Source organism: Massilia sp. BAP21, from assembly GCF_057801335.1.
The window spans coordinates 4,206,960-4,223,719 of the sequence record NZ_CM173596.1 but is presented as its reverse complement, the minus strand read 5'-3'; the positions used below and the strand labels follow the sequence as shown (position 1 = coordinate 4,223,719).

Sequence of the window (16,760 nt, the reverse complement as noted above, 5' to 3'; positions counted from 1 at the left end):
CGCCGGGAAAGCCGCGATGCGGCACCCAAAGCCCCATAAGGGGCACAGGCGCTGCCTCTTCGGATCAGGCCACGTAGCCGATCTGCGCCGTCGCTGCGCCGTACTGGGCGGCGCTGGCGCCCAGGCGCAGGGCCATGTCGTTGAACAGCACCCCTTGCGGTGCAATCCCGGCGTGATTGAGGCGCTTGACCGACTCGTTGATCTGCCCTTCGGTGGTGACGCCGGCGCGCGCCACGATGAAGACGGCGCCGGCATGCGCGCCGATGATCAGGGCGTCGGCCACGGCCAGCAGCGGCGGCGGGTCGAGCAGCACCAGGTCGTATTGCTTGCTGACGGATTCGAGCAAGGCGCCGAAGTTCAGGTGCAGCAGGAATTCCGAGCGGTTCGGCGGCAATTCCCCGGTCGGGATGAAGTCGAGGTTTTCCATGACGTCGTGGTGGATGATGTCCTCGACCGGCATCGAGCCGATGATCGAGCGCGACAGGCCGCGCTCGCGGGCGACGCCGAAGTAGCGGTGCAAGTGGCCATTGCGCAGGTCGGCGTCGATCAGCAGCACGCGCTTGCCGCTGGCGGCCATCACGGCGGCGAAGTTGGCGGCGACGAAGGACTTGCCGATGTCGCGCGTCGGCCCGGCAAACATCACGATGTTGTTCTTGAAGTGGGGCATGGCAAACAGCAGCGCGGCGCGGAAGCTGCGCAGGCTCTCGACCGCCGGATCTTCCGGCAGGATCTGGGCCAGCAGCGGCAAGGCGCCGCCATCGCCGCGTGCCTTGCGCAGCAGCTTGTCCTGGTTGCCGCTGTGCGGGATGGTGGCGTAGACGACCCGGGCATTGAGCAGCTGCTCGATCTTCTGCGGGTCGTCGATGCCGCCCTTCATGGCCTTGCGCGCAAAGGCGAGCAGCGTGCCGAGGAACAGCCCGGTGATCACGGCCAGGGCCACGATCAGCGGGCGGTTCGGCTTGAGCGGACGCTCGGGTGCGATCGGCGCGTCGACCAGGCGCACGTTGCTGACGCGGCCGACGGAGATCAGGCGCAGCTGCTGGGCCGTGTTCGACAGCGCCGTGTACAGGTCGGTGTTCACTTTGATGTCGCGCGTCAGGCGCGCTTCGTCCTGCTCGAGCACGGGCAGCGTGCGGATGCGCGCGGCGATCGCTTCGATTTCGGCGTCGACTTCCTTGCGCTGGCGGTTGACGGCGGCGACGATCGGGTGGTCTTCGGTGAAGCGCGCCAGCAGCTCGGTCTTCTTCTGCGTCAGCTCGATGCGGCGCGCACGCGCCGCGGTGGCCTGGGCCAGGCTGACGCGCGCCTCCTCGCGCAGGTCGACGGTGCCGTGCGAATTGCGGAACTGGTTGTAGCGGTCTTCGGATTGCTCGAGCTGACGCTTCAGGATGGGCAATTGCTTGTTCAGGAAAGCGAGCGACTTCTCGGCTTCCTCGGTCTTGCGCGCCAGGTTCTGGCGCATGTATTCGCGCCCGATCTCGCTCAGCAAGGCATTGATGCGCTTGGCGTTTTCTCCCTGCAGCTTGACCTCGATCACGCCGGACTGCTTGCCCTGCTCGGTGATCACCATCGCGGTCTGGATCGCCTGGATGGTGCCGAGGCGCGACTTGCGCTTCAGGCGGAAGCGCGCGCCGGGGTTGGCGTTCATGCGGTCGACCTTGATCTCGACGGTGCCGTCGGGCGTGGGCACGCGGTAGCGCTGGCCGACCGTGCCTTCGAAGGCGACGCGCTGGCCGCCGCCGGAAAAGTGATAGCGGTTGACACCGCGCGCGGTGAGAGTGAATTCGCGGTTGAGCCAGGATTCGGGCACGTCGAACACCGAGACCTCGGCCCTTTCGCCGCCCCAGACGTAGCCGCCATAGCCGAACAGGCCGGGCGTGGCCAGTGCGCCGTTGTTCTGGGTGGCGAACCAGTAGCCGACCACCGGGAAGTACTTCGGCTGCACCTCGATGTAGAGCTGGAGGTTGTCGACCGCCTGCGACACGACCATGCGCGAACGCAGCAGCTCCATTTCGGCGATCGCCGCCTTCTTGGTCTCGAACAGCGACGAGGCTTCGCTCAGGATGTTCTTCGAGGCGTTCGGGCTTTCTTCCTCGACGTGGATCATCAGGTTGGCTTCGTACACCGGCTTGGCGACCAGCGCATACAGCACGGCCAGCAGCGTGATCAGGGCGGTGATGCCGCCGATCAGCCAGCGGCTGTCGTACAGGGTGTTGAAGTGCCCTTTCAGGTCGACGGTCGGCTCGTCGCTTGCGCTCACCGTCGGCCGCGGGTCGAAGGGCACGCTCAGGATCGGCGGGCTGTGGGTGACGTGGGCCAGCGAATGGTTGTCGGCGGGTTTGGTCATGGTGTTCTCCGTATGCGTCGAGTGTTCCCCGATAAGGCGCCGACTGCCGTCAGGGCCGGGTGCTGACGCCGACCGCATTCGTCAGCGCGCCCGGGAAGAGCAGGCTCAGGTGGCGGTTCCAGTTGGCCAGCGGCGAAGCGGCCACGTACACCACGTCCTTCGGCCGCAGTTCGAAGGATTCGGCCATCGCCAGCGAGCCGGTGACGCGGGCGTCGAGCTGGAACACGCGGGTGCGCTCGGGCGTCTTGCGCACCACGTAGATCTGGCGCGCGTCGCCGCTCAGGGGACTCACACCGCCGGTCTCGCCGAGCGCCTCGTTGAGCGTGAGGCGGCCGTTGTGCATGGTGAGCGCGCGCGGGGTGACGACCTCGCCCGACACGAAGACCTTGCTTTCGTCGCGCGAATGCACACGCACCACGTCGCCCGGCGCCAGCATGACGTTGCCGGGATTGATGCCCTTCTGCACCAGTTCGCGCAGGTTGATGCTGTAGCGCAGGTCGCCGCGTTCGAGGGCGATGCGGCTCTGGTCGGCCGTGGGCAGCAGGCCGCCGGCACGGTTCAGCGCTTCCACCAGGGTCATGGGGATGTCGTTGATGGCCTGCAGGCCGGGCGACTTGACCTCGCCGTCGATGTAGACGCGCTTGCTGCGGTAGGCCTGCACGCGCAGCGTGATGTTGGGGTTGGCGATGTACTTGGCGATTTTTTGCGTCAGCAGCGCGCGCGCCTGTTCCTCGGTCAGGCCCTCGACCGGCAGCAGGCCGGCGAACGGAAACTGGATGCGGCCCTGGTGATCGACCACGAAACCGGGCTGCTGCGCGTTGGCGTTGGCGGTGGCGCCGGCGACGGCCACCGCGGCGTCGGCAGAAGCCGTGGCGGCGGTCATGCCGCCGGCGGCCAGTTCGGGATGGTCCCAGACCACGATCGAGAGGATGTCGCCGCGGCCGATGGTATAGGGCGGCGGGTGCGCCACCAGCAGCTTCGACAGGTCCTGGTTGCCGCGCGCGGCGTAGGCCTGCTGCTCGGCGGCGATCAGCTGCTCGGTAATCAGTTCGGTCGGCGGCGCGGCTTCGGCGCCCCCGGCTTCGGAGTGGAAGCGCGGTCCCCCGGTGCAGCCGCTTAGCGCAAGGACCAGTGCGAGGGCCAGCGCGCGCGCAGGGACAGACGCGGAAGCGAACGCGGGGACGCGCGCAAACGTGCACATACGGCCTGCGCCAAAAATGCGCAGACGCAAAATTTCTGTTGGTAAATTCATGAGCTTGCCTATGAAAATGAAGCGCCTTGTCTGGCTGACCAAGTCAGCGTAAGGCGTCCACCACAGGCAGCTTTGCTGCAAATCAAACGGCAGGCTCAGGTAGCGCGCGGGGCCGTGCACCGGCGCCAGAATGCGCTGCGCATACGGGCTCCAGCGCCTCAGCGCACCTCTTCGAGCAGCTTCAGGGTCTCGGCGAAGGTCCAGATGCGGCGGATCTCGATGACATCGAAGCGCGCCGCCACGTTCGGCGGAAACGCGGCGTAGCGCGCATTCAGGTGCACGATGCGGCGTATCGCCTCGTCGGTATCGGGGCGTCCGCTCGACCGCAGGATGACGACCTCGTCGACGCTGCCGTCGCTGCGCACCGCCACGCTGACCAGCGGGTCGTAGCGCGCCGGCGCCGCCGCCACGCGCATCTGGATCTGCGCGGCGGTGCGTTCTATTTTCTGGCGGAAGCTGTCGACATACATGCGTACCGGCACGTCCCGTTCGTCCGCGGCGACGGCGATACGCCGCGCAGCCTCGCGCGCCGCGCGCAGGGCTGCCGGCGGATTGGCCGGGATATCGATACCGCGCATCATCTCGCGCGCACGCAGGGCGAGGTCGCTGCCGAGCATGCCGCGCGGGACGGCGCCGGAATTGCCGGCACCGCCGGCGCCATTGCCGCGCCCGGGGCCGGCGTCCAGGCCGGGATCGAAGGCGCTGCCGGCGCCAGGCTGGCTGGCGCGCCCGGCCAGGGCCGTCCGCCCGGCTTCGCGGCGTGCATCCTCGAGGGCACGCTGGCGCTCGGCCTGTTCCGCCTGTTGCGCCTGCATCTGCTCCTGTGCTTTTTGCTGGGCAAGCTGTTCGGCGCGGCGTGCCGCCTCTTCTTCCCGCTGCCGCGCCTGCTGTTCGGCCAGGCGGCGCGCGGCATCGGCCTGCTGGCGGCGTTCCAGCGCCAGACGCTCGGCTTCCTGCTCGGCGGCACGGCGCGCGCTGGCAAGCTCGGCCTCGCGTGCGCGCCGCTCGTCGTCGAGGCGTTGCCGGGCCAGTTCGCGCTGCTGCGCTTCCTCGCGCTGCCGGGCCAATGCACGCTCGCGCTGCTGTTCTGCCTCCCGCTGCTGCGCCAGTGCGCGCTGACCTTGCTGTTCTTCCTCGCGTTGCTGCGCCAGTGCATGCTCGCGTTGCAGTGCTTCCGCGCGCTGCCGCTCGGCCAGCGCCTGCTGTTCGGCAAGCACGCGCGACGCGGCCTCCTGCTCGCGCTGCGCGGCCAACTGGCGCTCGCGCGCCTCGATCACTTCCCGCTCGCGCTGCGCCTGCGCCAGGCTTTGCTCGGCGGCGGCACGTGCGCTGTCTTCGGCCGCGCGCGCCTGCGCCAGGCGGCGTTCTTCGTCGGCGCGCTGGCGCTGTGCCTCCTGCTCCGCGCGCAGGCGATCCTGCCGGCGCAACTCTTCGGTCCTGCGCTCGTCGGCGAGCCGTGCTTCCTGCTCGGCCGCCAGGCGCGCCGCGGCAAGTTGTTCCTCTTCTTCACGCGCCAGGCGCTGCGCTTCCTCGGCGGCCATGCGCTCTGCCTCCCCCTCGCGCGCCAGGGCCTCGGCCGCGGCATGCGTATCGATGGCAGGCGGGTCGTCTTGGGCGGTCGTCTCCGCGTCGGGCTCGGCCTGGGCCAGCTCAGGTGCCGAATCAAGCACCGGATCGGGCGGATCGTCCGGAACCAGCTCGGGAGGCGGCAGCCTGAATACGGAATCGGCGTCGTCGAGCTGGGCGATGACCGGCGTCTCCAGGCCCGGCTGCAAGGGCGGCGGACCGGGACGGGGACGGCGCCGCTTTGCCGCTTGCTGCACCGGCTTGGCCGGCGCCGGCGGCGGCGCCAGCGGCACCGGATCGCGCAGCTGGAAACCGGACGACGGCGGCCGCGGCGCCTGTGCCACGGCAAGCGGCGGCACCGGCAGCGGCGTCATATCGACAGGAGATGCCGGCGCAGGAACAACCGGAGGCGCCGGAGTGGCAGGAGACGTGGACACGGGCGCCGGCAAGTCCTCGGCGGCAGGCAGCGGCGTAGGAGGCGCCAGCGTGACCATGATCGGCCCCGCGCTCCCTGCCTCCATGCCCGGCACGCCGAACTGGATGACCAGGATCACGCCATGCACGAGCAGCGACAGCCCAAGGCCGGCCAGCATGCGGCGGTTGGCGCGATCCGAAGCGCGGGGTGCAGTGGAGTGGGTCATGCGCGGGGCGGTATGGTTGAGCTCACAGCTTAACGTTTACTTAAGGAACACTGCGCACGCTAGCATTCCATGACTGCGTGGACAATACTGGAAGCAGATTGGCGACGAAGGAGGAGCTGCATGCACCCAGGTTTCATTTTCGCGACAGGCATCGAGAACAGCAATCCCACCATCAACGGTGGCCGTACCCGGATGGACGAGCTCGAGAAATGCGGCCACTACAAGCACTGGAAACTCGACTTCGACCTGGTCCAGGAACTCGGCCTGCGCGTGCTGCGCTACGGCCCGCCGCTGCACCGCTGCTATCTCGGCCCCGAGCGCTACGACTGGGACTTCGCCGACCTTACCTTCAACGACCTGCGGCGCCGGAACATTGCGCCGATCGTCGACCTGTGCCACTTCGGCGTGCCCGACTGGATCGGCAACTTCCAGAACCCCGACTTCCCGGAACTGTTCGCGGCTTATGCGGGCGCCTTTGCACGCCGCTATCCCTGGGTGCAGATGTACACGCCGATCAACGAGATGTGGATCTGCGCCGTGTTCTCGACCCTGTACGGCTGGTGGAACGAGCAGATGCGCACCGACGCCGCCTTCGTGACGGCCATCAAGCACGTGGTGAAGGCGAACATCCTGGCCATGCACGCGATCCTGAAGGTGCGCCCGGACGCCCTGTTCATCCAGAGCGAGTCGACCGAATACTTCCACGCCGAGGCGCCCGATGCCATCGGCCCGGCTGAGCTCAACAACGCGCGCCGCTTCCTGGCGCTCGACCTGAACTATGGACGGCGCGTCGACTCCGAGATGTACGAGTACCTGCTGGACAACGGGATGTCGCGCGAGGAATACCACTTCTTTCTCCAGCATAACCTGAAGCACCACTGCATCATGGGGAACGACTATTACCAGACCAACGAGCACTATGTCTCGGCCGACGGCATGACGCGCGCGGCCGGCGAGATCTTCGGCTATGCGGTCATTACCCACCAGTACTACAACCGCTACCGCCTGCCGGTAATGCATACGGAAACCAACCTGTGCCAGGGTCCGGCCGGCGACGAGGCCGTGTATTGGCTGAAGAAGGAATGGGCCAACGTCCTGCGGGTGCGCAACAACGGCGTGCCGCTGATCGGCTTCACCTGGTATTCGCTGACCGACCAGGTCGACTGGGACACTGCCCTGCGCGAAGACAACGGCAACGTGAACGCCCTCGGCCTGTTCGACCTCGACCGCAAGATCCGGCCCGTGGGCGTGGCCTACCGCGAACTCGTGCGGGCCTGGGAAACCGTGCTGCCGACGAAAAGCATCTGCCTGCAGGTGCCGGTGGTGATGCCGCACGAATACGACACCGAACTGTCGACCATCGACCCGCAATCGCCGGTCGGCGGCAGCCTGCTGGGCCAGTGACCGGCCCGGCGCTCAGCGCTGGCGCGGCGTGAAGGTATAGCTTTCGCCGTGCTCCAGGTAGACAACGCCCTCCTCCAGCCCGGCCGCCTTTACTTCGCGCGCGAAATCGGCCAGCGGCGACTTGAATACGTCGTAGTCATTGTAGTGGATTGGGATCGCCTTTTTTGGGCGGATGATCTGCAGCATCTGCACGCCGTCCTTGCCGTCCATGGTCACCTTGAACACGCCCAGGATGCGGGTGCCGCCGAGGTGCAGCAGCGCCAGGTCGATGCCCGGGAAGCGCTGCGGGATGGTCTGGATGTCGTCGTAGACCAGGGTATCGCCGCTGATGTACATGCGGTAGTCCGGCGTGTCGGCGTTGGCGCCGAAATCGAGCACGCTGCCCATTACCTTCGGCAGCAGCACCGAGACCCCGGCTGCGCCGTGGCGCCCGGGGGCGGCGGTGATGCGCACGCGCGCCTCGCCCTTGGTCACCTCGAGCCGGTCCCAGACGCTGAGGGCAAAGCGCTGGGTGAAACCGAGGCGCTTGAGCGCTTCGCTGGCCTCCTTGTTGGTAACGATCGGCGTATTGCGCGGCAGCTTTTCCTGGACCAGCTTGTCGAAGTGGTCGTCGTGCATGTGCGACAGGATCACCAGGTCGATCGGGGGCAGCTTGTCGAAATCGATGGCGGGATTCGTGCGCCGCTGCGAGGTCAGGCCATAACCGAGGTGCACGTGCTCGCCCTTGTGCAGGAAATTCGGGTCGGTCATGATGGTCAGGCCGCGGTAGCGGATCAGGACCGTGGCGGTGCCGATGAACTGCACGTTGCCGTTCTGTTCACTGGCGGCAGACGGATCGCCCGCCGGCAGCTTCAGCGTGTACGTGTCGGCGGTTGGCGCCTCCTGGGCAGACACGCCGGCGGCCAGGCCGCAGCCCAGGACAAGAAACAGGACGGTGCTTCCCAACAGACGACAAAAAGACATACCCACTCCGTAATGGCCGGCCCGGCATGGGCGCGCGATGTCGGAACGCTATCATGAAGCCCAGCAGGACGGCGCTTGTTTGCAAACAGACAAGTATCGTGCCGGCAGGCCTTCGGCTCGCCAGCCTGCGCCCCTGTGCCTCGCCGCCCCCACGGCGCTATACTGCGCAAGTTTGTTACTTCATCAACCAGTTCACCACTTGCCCGGACCTTCACGGACTTCCTTATGCCTATGACCCGACGTCTCCTTTCCCGCGCAGTCATGCTCGCCACCCTGGCCAGCGCCGCGTCGCTCGCTTCCGCAGCCCCGGCAGCCGCCCCGGCCGCCCCCTCGGCGCCGACCGCCGCAGCACCGGCGGCGGCCATGCCGATCCTGGACCGCATCTCGGCCACGGCCATGCGCGGCAACCTGGCCTTCCTGGCCTCGGATGCACTGGAAGGACGCGGCACGCCCTCGCGCGGGCTCGACATCGCGGCCGAATTCATCGCCTCGCAGTTCCGCGCCGCCGGCCTGGAGCCGCTGGGCGACGAGCCCTACTTCCAGACCGCCGACTGGAACAAGATCAACCCGCGCCGCGACAAGAACGCCGCACCGGCGGTGCCCGCCAAGGTGCGCAACGTGGTCGGCATCCTGCGCGGCTCGGACCCGGTACTGAAAGACACCTACATCCTGGTGACGGCCCACTACGACCACGTCGGCACCAAACCGGGCGAAGGCGACGGCATCTTCAACGGCGCCAACGATGACGGCAGCGGCACGGTGTCGGTGATCGAACTGGCCAAGGCCTTTGCCGCCAACAAGGAGCGCCCGAAGCGCAGCATCGTCTTCATGACGGTGTTCGGCGAAGAACACGGCCTGGTCGGCTCGCGCTACTACGGCGCTAATCCGCTGGTGCCGATCGAAAAGACCGTGGCCGGCATCAACATCGAGCAGGTTGGCCGCACCGACGACAGCGAAGGCCCGCAGCAGCGCGCGTTTGCCGTTACTGGTTATGACTTCTCGGACGTCGGCGAGATCCTGAAAAAGGCGGGCGACCAGACCGGCATCAAGGTCTGGAAGCATCCGGTGAACAGCGACAAGTATTTCGCGCACAGCGACAACCAGGCGCTGGCCGACCAGGGCATCCCGGCGCACACGGTCAGCGTGGCCTATGCCTTCCCGGATTACCACGGCGCCGGCGACCACTGGGACAAGATCGATTACGAGAACATGGCGGCGGTCGACCGTACGGTGGCGCTGGCGATCTGGAACATCGCCAACGGCAGCGAAGCGCCGAAGTGGAGCAGGAGTAACCCGAAGGCCGCCAAGTATTTGGGGGTCCAGGAAGGGCGCCGCTGATTGGGTAGAAACGCACGGCCGGACGCGATACCGTCCGGCCGTGCGTCAGGCTCGGCGCGGGCAACGCGTCGGGCAGAATTCGATAGGGAAAAGCGGCTTGGCCTGCCCAGCTGGGTTCGAACCAGCGACCCTCAGCTTAGAAGGCTGATGCTCTATCCAACTGAGCTATGGGCAGTAGGAATCCGGCAGAATAGCCGGATAAACGAAAACGGGCCGTCATGACGACGGCCCGTTAGTAAAACTTGGTCGGAGTACAAGGATTCGAACCTTGGACCCCCTGGTCCCAAACCAGGTGCGCTACCGGGCTGCGCTACACTCCGAATACGCACATCATACTCGCCGCAAGGCGCGGCGTCAATGTGCGCCCTGCTCGACCCGGGTTCCGGCTCAGGCGGCGAGCTTGTCGGCGATCCTACGGGCCATGCTTTCGGCCTGTTCCGCTTCCTTGGCCTCGACCATCACGCGGATCAGCGGCTCGGTGCCCGAGGCGCGGATCAGCACGCGGCCGGCGTCGCCCAGTTCGCGCTCGACGGCTTCCTTTTCGGCGACCATCGCGGCATCCTGGGTCCAGTCGAAGCCCGCCGGTACTTTTTTATTGATCAGGGTCTGCGGATACAGCTTCAGCTCGCTGCAGCATTCCTGCAGCGACTTGCCGCTGCGCTTCAGGGCCGACAGCACTTGCAAGGCGGAGACGATGCCGTCGCCGGTGGTGTGCTTGTCGAGCGCCAGCAGGTGGCCCGAGCCTTCACCGCCGAGGATCCAGCCGCGCTCCTGCATCACTTCCAGCACGTAGCGGTCGCCGACCTTGGCGCGCGCGAAGCCGATGCCCATTTCCTTGAACGCGACTTCGAGCGCCATGTTGGTCATCAGGGTGCCGACGGCGCCCGCCACCGGGCCGGTCGCCATGCGGTCGCGCACCATCAGGTACAGCAATTCGTCGCCGTTGTAGACGCGGCCGGTGGCGTCGACCATGATCAGGCGGTCGGCGTCGCCGTCCAGCGCGATGCCGAGGTCGGCCTTGTTGTCGACCACGGCCTGCGCCAGGGCCTTCGGTGCGGTAGCGCCGAAGCCGGCGTTGATGTTGAAGCCGTCCGGCGTGGCGCCGATCGACACCACTTCCGCTCCCAGTTCGTGGAATACGTGCGGGGCGATGTTGTAGGCGGCGCCGTGGGCGCTGTCGACCACGATCTTCAGGCCGCGCAAATCGAGTTCGTTGGGGAAGGTGCTCTTGCAGAATTCGATGTAGCGGCCCTGGGCGTCGCGCAGGCGCGTGGCGCGGCCGAGCTTATCCGACGGCACGCAGTCCATCGGCTGGTCGATCGCTTCCTCGATGGAGAGTTCGACGCTGTCCGGCAGCTTGGTGCCGTGTTCCGAAAAGAACTTGATACCGTTGTCCTGGAAGGGATTGTGCGAGGCCGAGATCACGACGCCAGCCTGCAGGCGCAGCGCGCGCGTCAGGTAGGCGATTGCCGGGGTCGGCATCGGGCCGGCCAGCATCACGTCGACGCCGGCGGCCGAGAAGCCTGCCTCCAGGGCTGCTTCCAGCATGTAGCCGGAAATACGGGTGTCCTTGCCGATCAACACGGTTGGACGGGTGGCCGCGGCATTGTCCTTGGCCAGCACCTTACCGGCTGCATAGCCGAGACGCATCACGAATTCGGGGGTGATCGGCGCAACGCCGACCTCGCCGCGAATGCCATCGGTACCGAAATATTTGCGTGCCATGCTTCTTCTCTTTCTTGTGGGGGTCAATCAATGGTCGCCGCGCGCCAGACCTTCAGCGCGTCGACCGTCTCTGCAACATCATGTACTCGAATAATTTTAGCGCCCTGCGCCACCGCAGCCAACGCACCAGCCAGGCTGCCGGCCAGGCGTTCCTCGACCGGGCGGCCGGTGACGGCGCCGATCATCGACTTGCGCGACAGGCCGATCAGCACCGGCAGGCCGAGTTCGTCGGCAATGCGCCCCGTGTTCTTCAGCAAGGCGTAGTTGTGTTCGACCGTCTTGCCGAAGCCCAGGCCAGGGTCGACGCAGATGCGTTCGCGGTCGACGCCGGCCGCCTCCAGTGCAGCAATGCGCTCGTGCAGGAAGGCGATCACTTCCGCCACCACGTCGGTGTAGACCGGCTGGGCCTGCATGTCCTGGGGCGTGCCCTGCATGTGCATCACGCACAGGCCGCAGTCGCTGTTGACGACCGCCTCGATCGCACCCGGGGCCTGGAAACCATTGATATCGTTGATCATGTCGGCGCCGGCGATGATGGCTTCGCGCATCACTTCCGGCTTGCAGGTATCGACCGACAAGGCCTTGCCGGCTTCCTGCAGCGCGTACAGGGCCGGAATCACGCGCGCCAGTTCCTCTGCGACCGGGACGCTGGGCGAACCGGGCCGGGTGGATTCACCGCCGATGTCGATGATGTCGACGCCGCTGGCCACCATCTCCTCGGCGCGCGAGACCGCGAACTCGAGGGAGCGGTAATGGCCGCCATCGGAAAACGAATCGGGAGTGACGTTCAGGACGCCCATGACGAGGGGACGCCGCCCCAGCTCGAAACGGAAGCGGCCACACTGCAGGAATTGACGCATAAGGAGGAATACAGAGTGTTAACGAGCAAAAGGCATCCAGGGATGCCTTTTGCAGGGGTATTACAGGCCGATCAAGCCGGTGCCGGTGCGTTGGTGGCAACGCCGCCCGAACCACTGTCGCCAGGAGGCGTACGCTTGGTCAGGATGCTCGACTTCGGCGGATGCGGCTCGCGGCCGGCCATGATGTCGTTGATCTGCTCGGCGTCGATGGTTTCCCAGTCGAGCAGCGCCTTGGTCATCATTTCGACCTTGTCGCGGTTTTCTTCCAGCAGGCGGCGTGCCAGCGCGTACTGGGTGTCGAGGATGGCGCGGATCTCGGCGTCGACCTTTTGCTGGGTCGCTTCCGAAATCGTCTTGGTGGCGCCACCAAAGAAGCCTTCGTTCTCGCTGTCTTCGTAGACCATCACGCCCATGCTTTCCGACATGCCGAAACGGGTGACCATCGAACGCGCCAGCTTGGTGGCACGCGAGAAGTCGTTCGAGGCGCCGGTCGACATCTGGCCAACGAAGATCTCTTCGGCGATACGGCCGCCGAACAGGATGGAGATTTCTTCCAGCATCTTGTCCTTGTAACCGGACAGCGCGTCGTGCTCAGGCAGCTGCCAGGTCAGGCCCAAGGCATAGCCACGCGGCATGATCGTGACCTTGTGCACGGGGTCGGCCTTCGGCAACAGCTTGGCGATAACGGCGTGGCCCGACTCGTGGTACGCCGTGTTGCGGCGTTCTTCTTCGCGCATGACCATCGACTTGCGCTCCGGACCCATGTAGATCTTGTCCTTGGCGTCTTCGAAGTCGAGCATCTCGACCAGGCGCTTGTTGCGGCGCGCGGCGAACAGTGCGGCTTCGTTGACCAGGTTGGCCAGGTCGGCGCCCGAGAAGCCCGGGGTGCCGCGTGCCAGGATGTCGGCTTTCACGTCGGCGCCGATTGGCACCTTGCGCATGTGCACGTTCAGGATCTGTTCGCGGCCGCGGATGTCCGGCAGGCCCACCATCACCTGGCGGTCGAAACGGCCCGGACGCAGCAGCGCTTTGTCGAGCACGTCGGCGCGATTGGTGGCGGCGATCACGATCACGCCCGAGGTGGCCTCGAAACCGTCCATCTCGACCAGCAGCTGGTTCAGGGTCTGCTCGCGTTCGTCGTTGCCGCCGCCCATGCCGGCGCCACGGTGACGGCCGACCGCGTCGATCTCGTCGATGAAGATGATGCAAGGCGAGTGCTTCTTGGCGTTCTCGAACATATCGCGCACGCGGGATGCACCCACGCCGACGAACATCTCGACGAAGTCGGAACCCGAGATCGAGAAGAACGGTACTTTCGCTTCGCCGGCGATGGCGCGCGCCAGCAGGGTTTTACCGGTACCCGGAGGACCGACCATCAGCACGCCGCGCGGGATGCGGCCGCCGAGTTTCTGGAACTTGGTCGGGTCTTTCAGGAAGTCGACGATTTCGCTGACTTCTTCCTTCGCTTCGTCGCAACCGGCGACATCGGCGAAGGTGACGCTGTTGTTCGTTTCATCGAGCATGCGCGCCTTCGACTTGCCGAACGAGAAAGCCCCGCCCTTGCCGCCGCCCTGCATCTGGCGCATGAAGAAGACCCAGACGCCGATCAGGAGCAGCATCGGGAACCAGGAGATGAAGACTTGCTGCAGGAACGATGGCTCCTCGGGCGGCTTGACGTCGAAGCGCACGCCGTTCTCGCGCAGGTCGCCGATCAGGCCGCGGTCGAGCATGGTGGCGGTGGCGCGTACCTTGGTGTCGTCGGTGCGGGTGGCGGTGATGTTCGCGCCTTCGATCACGACGTCCTTCACGCGGCGCGCCTTGACATCGTCGAGCAGCTCGGAATAAGCGATGGTCTTGCTGCCACCGGCCGGGCTGTGATTGTCGAACTGCTTGAACAGCATGAACAACAGCAGTGCGACGACCACCCAGATGGCGGATTTGGAAAACATATTATTCACGAAAACTCCTCCGATGCGATCCGCACCATTACCAGTGAGATTGCCGATTTTACTCGCAATAGACTTGCTGTGCTACGAAGCGGCGCTACGCGCCAAGCCCCATCATGCCATATTGCCACTTTTTTCAGTTCCGTGCGGCACGACTGACTTGTCGCGCTTGCCGAACGGAGCATCACGGCGTGCATGTGTGGCTGCGAACTCAAATATCAAGGGCCGGATCGTCGTTTACGGCGGATTTATATTCCACTGGATTCTTCAGACCACGTCCGAGCAGGAAGATTTCCGAAGACTTGTCGCGACTTGCTTTCGGCTTGATCTGCTTGACGGTCTTGAACTCGGTGCGGAACTTCTCGACGATCTGGGTAAAGCCCATGTCCTTGAAGCACTTCACCAACAATGCGCCGCCCGGCTTCAGATGCATTTGAGAAAACTCAATCGCGAGATCGATCAAATGTTCCATCCGCGCAGCGTCGGCCGTGGGAATCCCCGACAAGTTCGGGGCCATGTCGGACAGCACGAGGTCGGTCTTGCGGCCTTCCAGCACCTCCGCGAGTTGGTCTAATACAACATCTTCGCGGAAGTCGCCCTGGATGTAATGGACGTCGGCAATCGGTTCCATCGGCAGAATGTCGAGGCCGATGATGGTGCCGTTGATGCCGCCGCCTTCCTTGCCCGCCAGCTTGCGCCGGGTGTATTGCGCCCAGCTGCCAGGCGTGCAGCCGAGGTCGACGATGACCTGCCCGGACTTGATGAGTTTTTCGCTTTCGTCGATTTCCTTGAGCTTGAAAGCGGCGCGGGCACGGTAGCCTTCTTTCTGCGCCAGCTTGACGTACGGGTCGTTAATATGGTCGTGCAACCAGTTTTTGTTTAATTTGTTCTTGGCCATTCGCGTAGAATACTGCTTTTATAGGTACATCCAAAAATTATTATGCTTAAACTCACTCCGGCCGAGCGCAGCGCGCTGCGTGCGGAAGCCCATGGGCTCAATCCAGTTGTCATGATCGGCGAAGCCGGCCTGACCGAGTCCGTCATGAAGGAAATCGCCGCCAGTCTCGACGCCCACGGCCTGATCAAGGTCCGCGTCTTCGGCGACGACCGCGAAGCCCGCGTTGCCATGTACGAACAGATCAGCGCCGAGCTCGACGCTGCCCCGGTCCAGCACATCGGCAAGCTGCTGGTGCTCTACCGTCCAAAAAAAGAAGCGGTGAAAGAGCGCAGCAGCAAGGCCGGCAAGGGCATGCGCGAAGTCACCATCGTCAAGGCCAGCGCCAGCGGCACCAAGAAACCGAGCGTGACCAAGGTTATGCTCAAAGGTAACGAGCGGGTCACCGCCGGTGGCAACATCAAGCGCGCCAAACCGCGCCAGACCAGCAGCAAGAAAACCTCGCTGAACAAGTAAAAAAGAAACCGGGGATTCCCCGGTTTTTTTCGTCGGTAGCGGACGTAGGGTGGTCGGCTCCACCACCATGGCATGCGTAATGATGATGCATGCGCCGCCCACGCGTCGATCGTTGGCAGCGAGATCATCGAGCCCGCGAACGGAGCCGGTAATTGGCAGCGAGATCATCGAGCCCGCGAACGGAGCCGGTAGTTGGCAGCGAGATCATCGAACCCACGAACGGAGCCGGTAGTTGGCAGCGAGATCATCGAGCCCGGAAGCGGAGCCGATAGCGATCGACGCGTGGACGGCAAAGCCGTCCACCCTACGTCCGGCTTTTCAGCAGCAGCACCGCGGCCAGCAGGCTCTCGATCAGGTGAAACAGCTGCGACACGCCATGCATGACCGCAAACCTGGTCCACTCGGGCGAGGCGCGGATGCCGGCAGGACCAGCTGCCTCGCGCATCGCCGCCATCGCCGGCTGCAAGCCGACGTACATGACGAGCGCACAGGCCAGCATCGCCAGCACCAGCAGGTTCAGGAAGCGCTTGCGCGCCGCATCCAGGTCGCCCGAAGCACGCACCAGCACCAGCATCAGTGCCGCGCAAACGAAACTGATCCAGGCCAGCCGGTGCAGGAACGAACCCACGATGTCGCCCGCCACTGTTCCCGACGCCGTCGCGAACACCGCCGGCGCCGCGATGTAGCCCAGCACCCAGAGGGCGCCAGCCCAGAAGGCCGCAACCAGCAGCCGTGCTGCGGCGATACGGGAAACTGCGCGCGCCGACATGGCCGTCATCAGACGTAGCGCACTTCCAGGATTTCGTATTCGCGCGGGCCGGACGGCGCCTGCACTTCGACCACGTCGCCGGCGAACTTGCCGATCAGGGCGCGCGCGATCGGCGAGGTGACCGAGACTTTATTCAGCTTGATGTCGGCTTCGTCGATACCGACGATCTGGTAGCTCACCTTCTGGCCGTTTTCCAGGTCTTCCAGGTCGACGGTGGAAGCGAAGACCACGCGGCCCTCGGCGTCCAGCGTGGCCGGGTCGATGATCTGGGCGGCACTCAGCTTGCCTTCGAGTTCGGCGATGCGGCCTTCGACGAAAGCCTGGCGCTCCTTGGCGGCGTCGTATTCCGCGTTTTCCGACAGATCGCCGTGCGAACGCGCTTCGGCGATCGCGTCGATGACAATGCGGCGCTCCTTGGTCTTGAGCTGATGCAGTTCTTCCTTCAGAAGTTCGGCGCCGTATTTGGTGAGCGGTACGGTAGTGTTCATTTCAAATGTCGCTTCTGCTGATGTTTGTAGGACGTACAAGTGAAAACCAC

At 65.3% G+C, this 16,760-nt stretch carries 13 protein-coding genes and 2 tRNA genes; 3 read left to right on the top strand and 12 right to left on the bottom strand.

From position 1 onward, the window contains the following. Positions 1 to 64: 64 nt before the first annotated feature. The 3 genes from ACWYRN_RS18760 to ACWYRN_RS18750 form a co-directional block, all read right to left on the bottom strand. A complete protein-coding gene (locus ACWYRN_RS18760) occupies positions 65 to 2,347 on the bottom strand; it encodes a polysaccharide biosynthesis tyrosine autokinase (RefSeq protein WP_488689108.1) in 2,283 nt (760 codons plus the stop codon). Between the two features lie 49 nt (positions 2,348 to 2,396). Beyond that, positions 2,397 to 3,548, bottom strand: a complete 1,152-nt coding sequence (locus ACWYRN_RS18755; protein ID WP_488689107.1) for a polysaccharide biosynthesis/export family protein — start codon at positions 3,546 to 3,548, stop codon at positions 2,397 to 2,399. A gap of 209 nt (positions 3,549 to 3,757) precedes the next feature. Then, complete coding sequence (locus tag ACWYRN_RS18750; protein ID WP_488689105.1) at positions 3,758 to 5,806, bottom strand: energy transducer TonB; 2,049 nt, start codon at positions 5,804 to 5,806, stop codon at positions 3,758 to 3,760. A gap of 120 nt (positions 5,807 to 5,926) precedes the next feature. Here ACWYRN_RS18750 and ACWYRN_RS18745 point away from each other — a divergent pair, with 120 nt between their 5' ends. Next, complete coding sequence (locus ACWYRN_RS18745; protein ID WP_488689104.1) at positions 5,927 to 7,210, top strand: family 1 glycosylhydrolase; 1,284 nt, start codon at positions 5,927 to 5,929, stop codon at positions 7,208 to 7,210. 12 nt (positions 7,211 to 7,222) lie between these two features. Here ACWYRN_RS18745 and ACWYRN_RS18740 read toward each other — a convergent pair whose 3' ends face one another. Beyond that, a complete protein-coding gene (locus ACWYRN_RS18740; RefSeq protein WP_488689102.1) occupies positions 7,223 to 8,173 on the bottom strand; it encodes an MBL fold metallo-hydrolase in 951 nt (316 codons plus the stop codon). Between the two features lie 261 nt (positions 8,174 to 8,434). Here ACWYRN_RS18740 and ACWYRN_RS18735 point away from each other — a divergent pair, with 261 nt between their 5' ends. Then, on the top strand, positions 8,435 to 9,511 hold the full coding sequence (locus tag ACWYRN_RS18735) for a M28 family peptidase (protein WP_488689101.1): 1,077 nt from the start codon (positions 8,435 to 8,437) through the stop codon (positions 9,509 to 9,511). A 98-nt stretch (positions 9,512 to 9,609) separates the two neighbouring features. On the opposite strand, the gene ACWYRN_RS18730 is transcribed toward ACWYRN_RS18735, so the two are convergent. From ACWYRN_RS18730 to ACWYRN_RS18705, 6 genes are all read right to left on the bottom strand, one after another. Next, positions 9,610 to 9,686 (bottom strand) — tRNA-Arg (locus tag ACWYRN_RS18730). Between the two features lie 68 nt (positions 9,687 to 9,754). After that, a tRNA-Pro gene (locus ACWYRN_RS18725) sits at positions 9,755 to 9,831 on the bottom strand. A gap of 67 nt (positions 9,832 to 9,898) precedes the next feature. Next, complete coding sequence (glmM, locus tag ACWYRN_RS18720; protein WP_488689100.1) at positions 9,899 to 11,236, bottom strand: phosphoglucosamine mutase; 1,338 nt, start codon at positions 11,234 to 11,236, stop codon at positions 9,899 to 9,901. 23 nt (positions 11,237 to 11,259) lie between these two features. Beyond that, positions 11,260 to 12,096 (bottom strand): dihydropteroate synthase, encoded by an 837-nt coding sequence (gene folP / locus ACWYRN_RS18715; protein WP_488689099.1) that lies wholly within the window; start codon positions 12,094 to 12,096, stop codon positions 11,260 to 11,262. A 71-nt stretch (positions 12,097 to 12,167) separates the two neighbouring features. After that, positions 12,168 to 14,054 carry an ATP-dependent zinc metalloprotease FtsH gene (ftsH, locus tag ACWYRN_RS18710; RefSeq protein WP_229435089.1) on the bottom strand — a complete coding sequence of 629 codons (1,887 nt, stop codon included), beginning with the start codon at positions 14,052 to 14,054 and terminating at the stop codon, positions 12,168 to 12,170. 199 nt (positions 14,055 to 14,253) lie between these two features. Next, positions 14,254 to 14,940: an RlmE family RNA methyltransferase gene (locus ACWYRN_RS18705; protein WP_488689096.1), complete on the bottom strand. Its 687-nt coding sequence runs from the start codon at positions 14,938 to 14,940 to the stop codon at positions 14,254 to 14,256. A gap of 42 nt (positions 14,941 to 14,982) precedes the next feature. Here ACWYRN_RS18705 and yhbY point away from each other — a divergent pair, with 42 nt between their 5' ends. Continuing rightward, positions 14,983 to 15,453 carry a ribosome assembly RNA-binding protein YhbY gene (gene yhbY / locus ACWYRN_RS18700; protein WP_229435085.1) on the top strand — a complete coding sequence of 157 codons (471 nt, stop codon included), beginning with the start codon at positions 14,983 to 14,985 and terminating at the stop codon, positions 15,451 to 15,453. Between the two features lie 304 nt (positions 15,454 to 15,757). On the opposite strand, the gene ACWYRN_RS18695 is transcribed toward yhbY, so the two are convergent. Next, positions 15,758 to 16,231, bottom strand: coding sequence for a DUF4149 domain-containing protein (locus tag ACWYRN_RS18695; RefSeq protein WP_488689094.1), 474 nt, complete (start codon positions 16,229 to 16,231; stop codon positions 15,758 to 15,760). After that, the gene (gene greA / locus ACWYRN_RS18690) at positions 16,231 to 16,710 is read right to left on the bottom strand and encodes a transcription elongation factor GreA (protein ID WP_229435081.1); all 480 of its coding nucleotides are present in this window, start codon (positions 16,708 to 16,710) and stop codon (positions 16,231 to 16,233) included. The genes ACWYRN_RS18695 and greA overlap by 1 nt, the downstream gene beginning before the upstream one ends. Between the last annotated feature and the right edge of the window lie 50 nt (positions 16,711 to 16,760).

What these genes read in the sequence shown, in the direction of transcription:
- ACWYRN_RS18760 (WP_488689108.1), bottom strand. Translation starts at nt 2,347, where the DNA reads ATGACCAAACCCGCCGACAACCATTCGCTGGCCCACGTCACCCACAGC.
- ACWYRN_RS18755 (WP_488689107.1), bottom strand. Translation starts at nt 3,548, where the DNA reads ATGTGCACGTTTGCGCGCGTCCCCGCGTTCGCTTCCGCGTCTGTCCCT.
- ACWYRN_RS18750 (WP_488689105.1), bottom strand. Translation starts at nt 5,806, where the DNA reads ATGACCCACTCCACTGCACCCCGCGCTTCGGATCGCGCCAACCGCCGC.
- ACWYRN_RS18745 (WP_488689104.1), top strand. Translation starts at nt 5,927, where the DNA reads ATGCACCCAGGTTTCATTTTCGCGACAGGCATCGAGAACAGCAATCCC.
- ACWYRN_RS18740 (WP_488689102.1), bottom strand. Translation starts at nt 8,173, where the DNA reads ATGTCTTTTTGTCGTCTGTTGGGAAGCACCGTCCTGTTTCTTGTCCTG.
- ACWYRN_RS18735 (WP_488689101.1), top strand. Translation starts at nt 8,435, where the DNA reads ATGCTCGCCACCCTGGCCAGCGCCGCGTCGCTCGCTTCCGCAGCCCCG.
- glmM (WP_488689100.1), bottom strand. Translation starts at nt 11,236, where the DNA reads ATGGCACGCAAATATTTCGGTACCGATGGCATTCGCGGCGAGGTCGGC.
- folP (WP_488689099.1), bottom strand. Translation starts at nt 12,096, where the DNA reads ATGCGTCAATTCCTGCAGTGTGGCCGCTTCCGTTTCGAGCTGGGGCGG.
- ACWYRN_RS18705 (WP_488689096.1), bottom strand. Translation starts at nt 14,940, where the DNA reads ATGGCCAAGAACAAATTAAACAAAAACTGGTTGCACGACCATATTAAC.
- yhbY (WP_229435085.1), top strand. Translation starts at nt 14,983, where the DNA reads ATGCTTAAACTCACTCCGGCCGAGCGCAGCGCGCTGCGTGCGGAAGCC.
- ACWYRN_RS18695 (WP_488689094.1), bottom strand. Translation starts at nt 16,231, where the DNA reads ATGACGGCCATGTCGGCGCGCGCAGTTTCCCGTATCGCCGCAGCACGG.
- greA (WP_229435081.1), bottom strand. Translation starts at nt 16,710, where the DNA reads ATGAACACTACCGTACCGCTCACCAAATACGGCGCCGAACTTCTGAAG.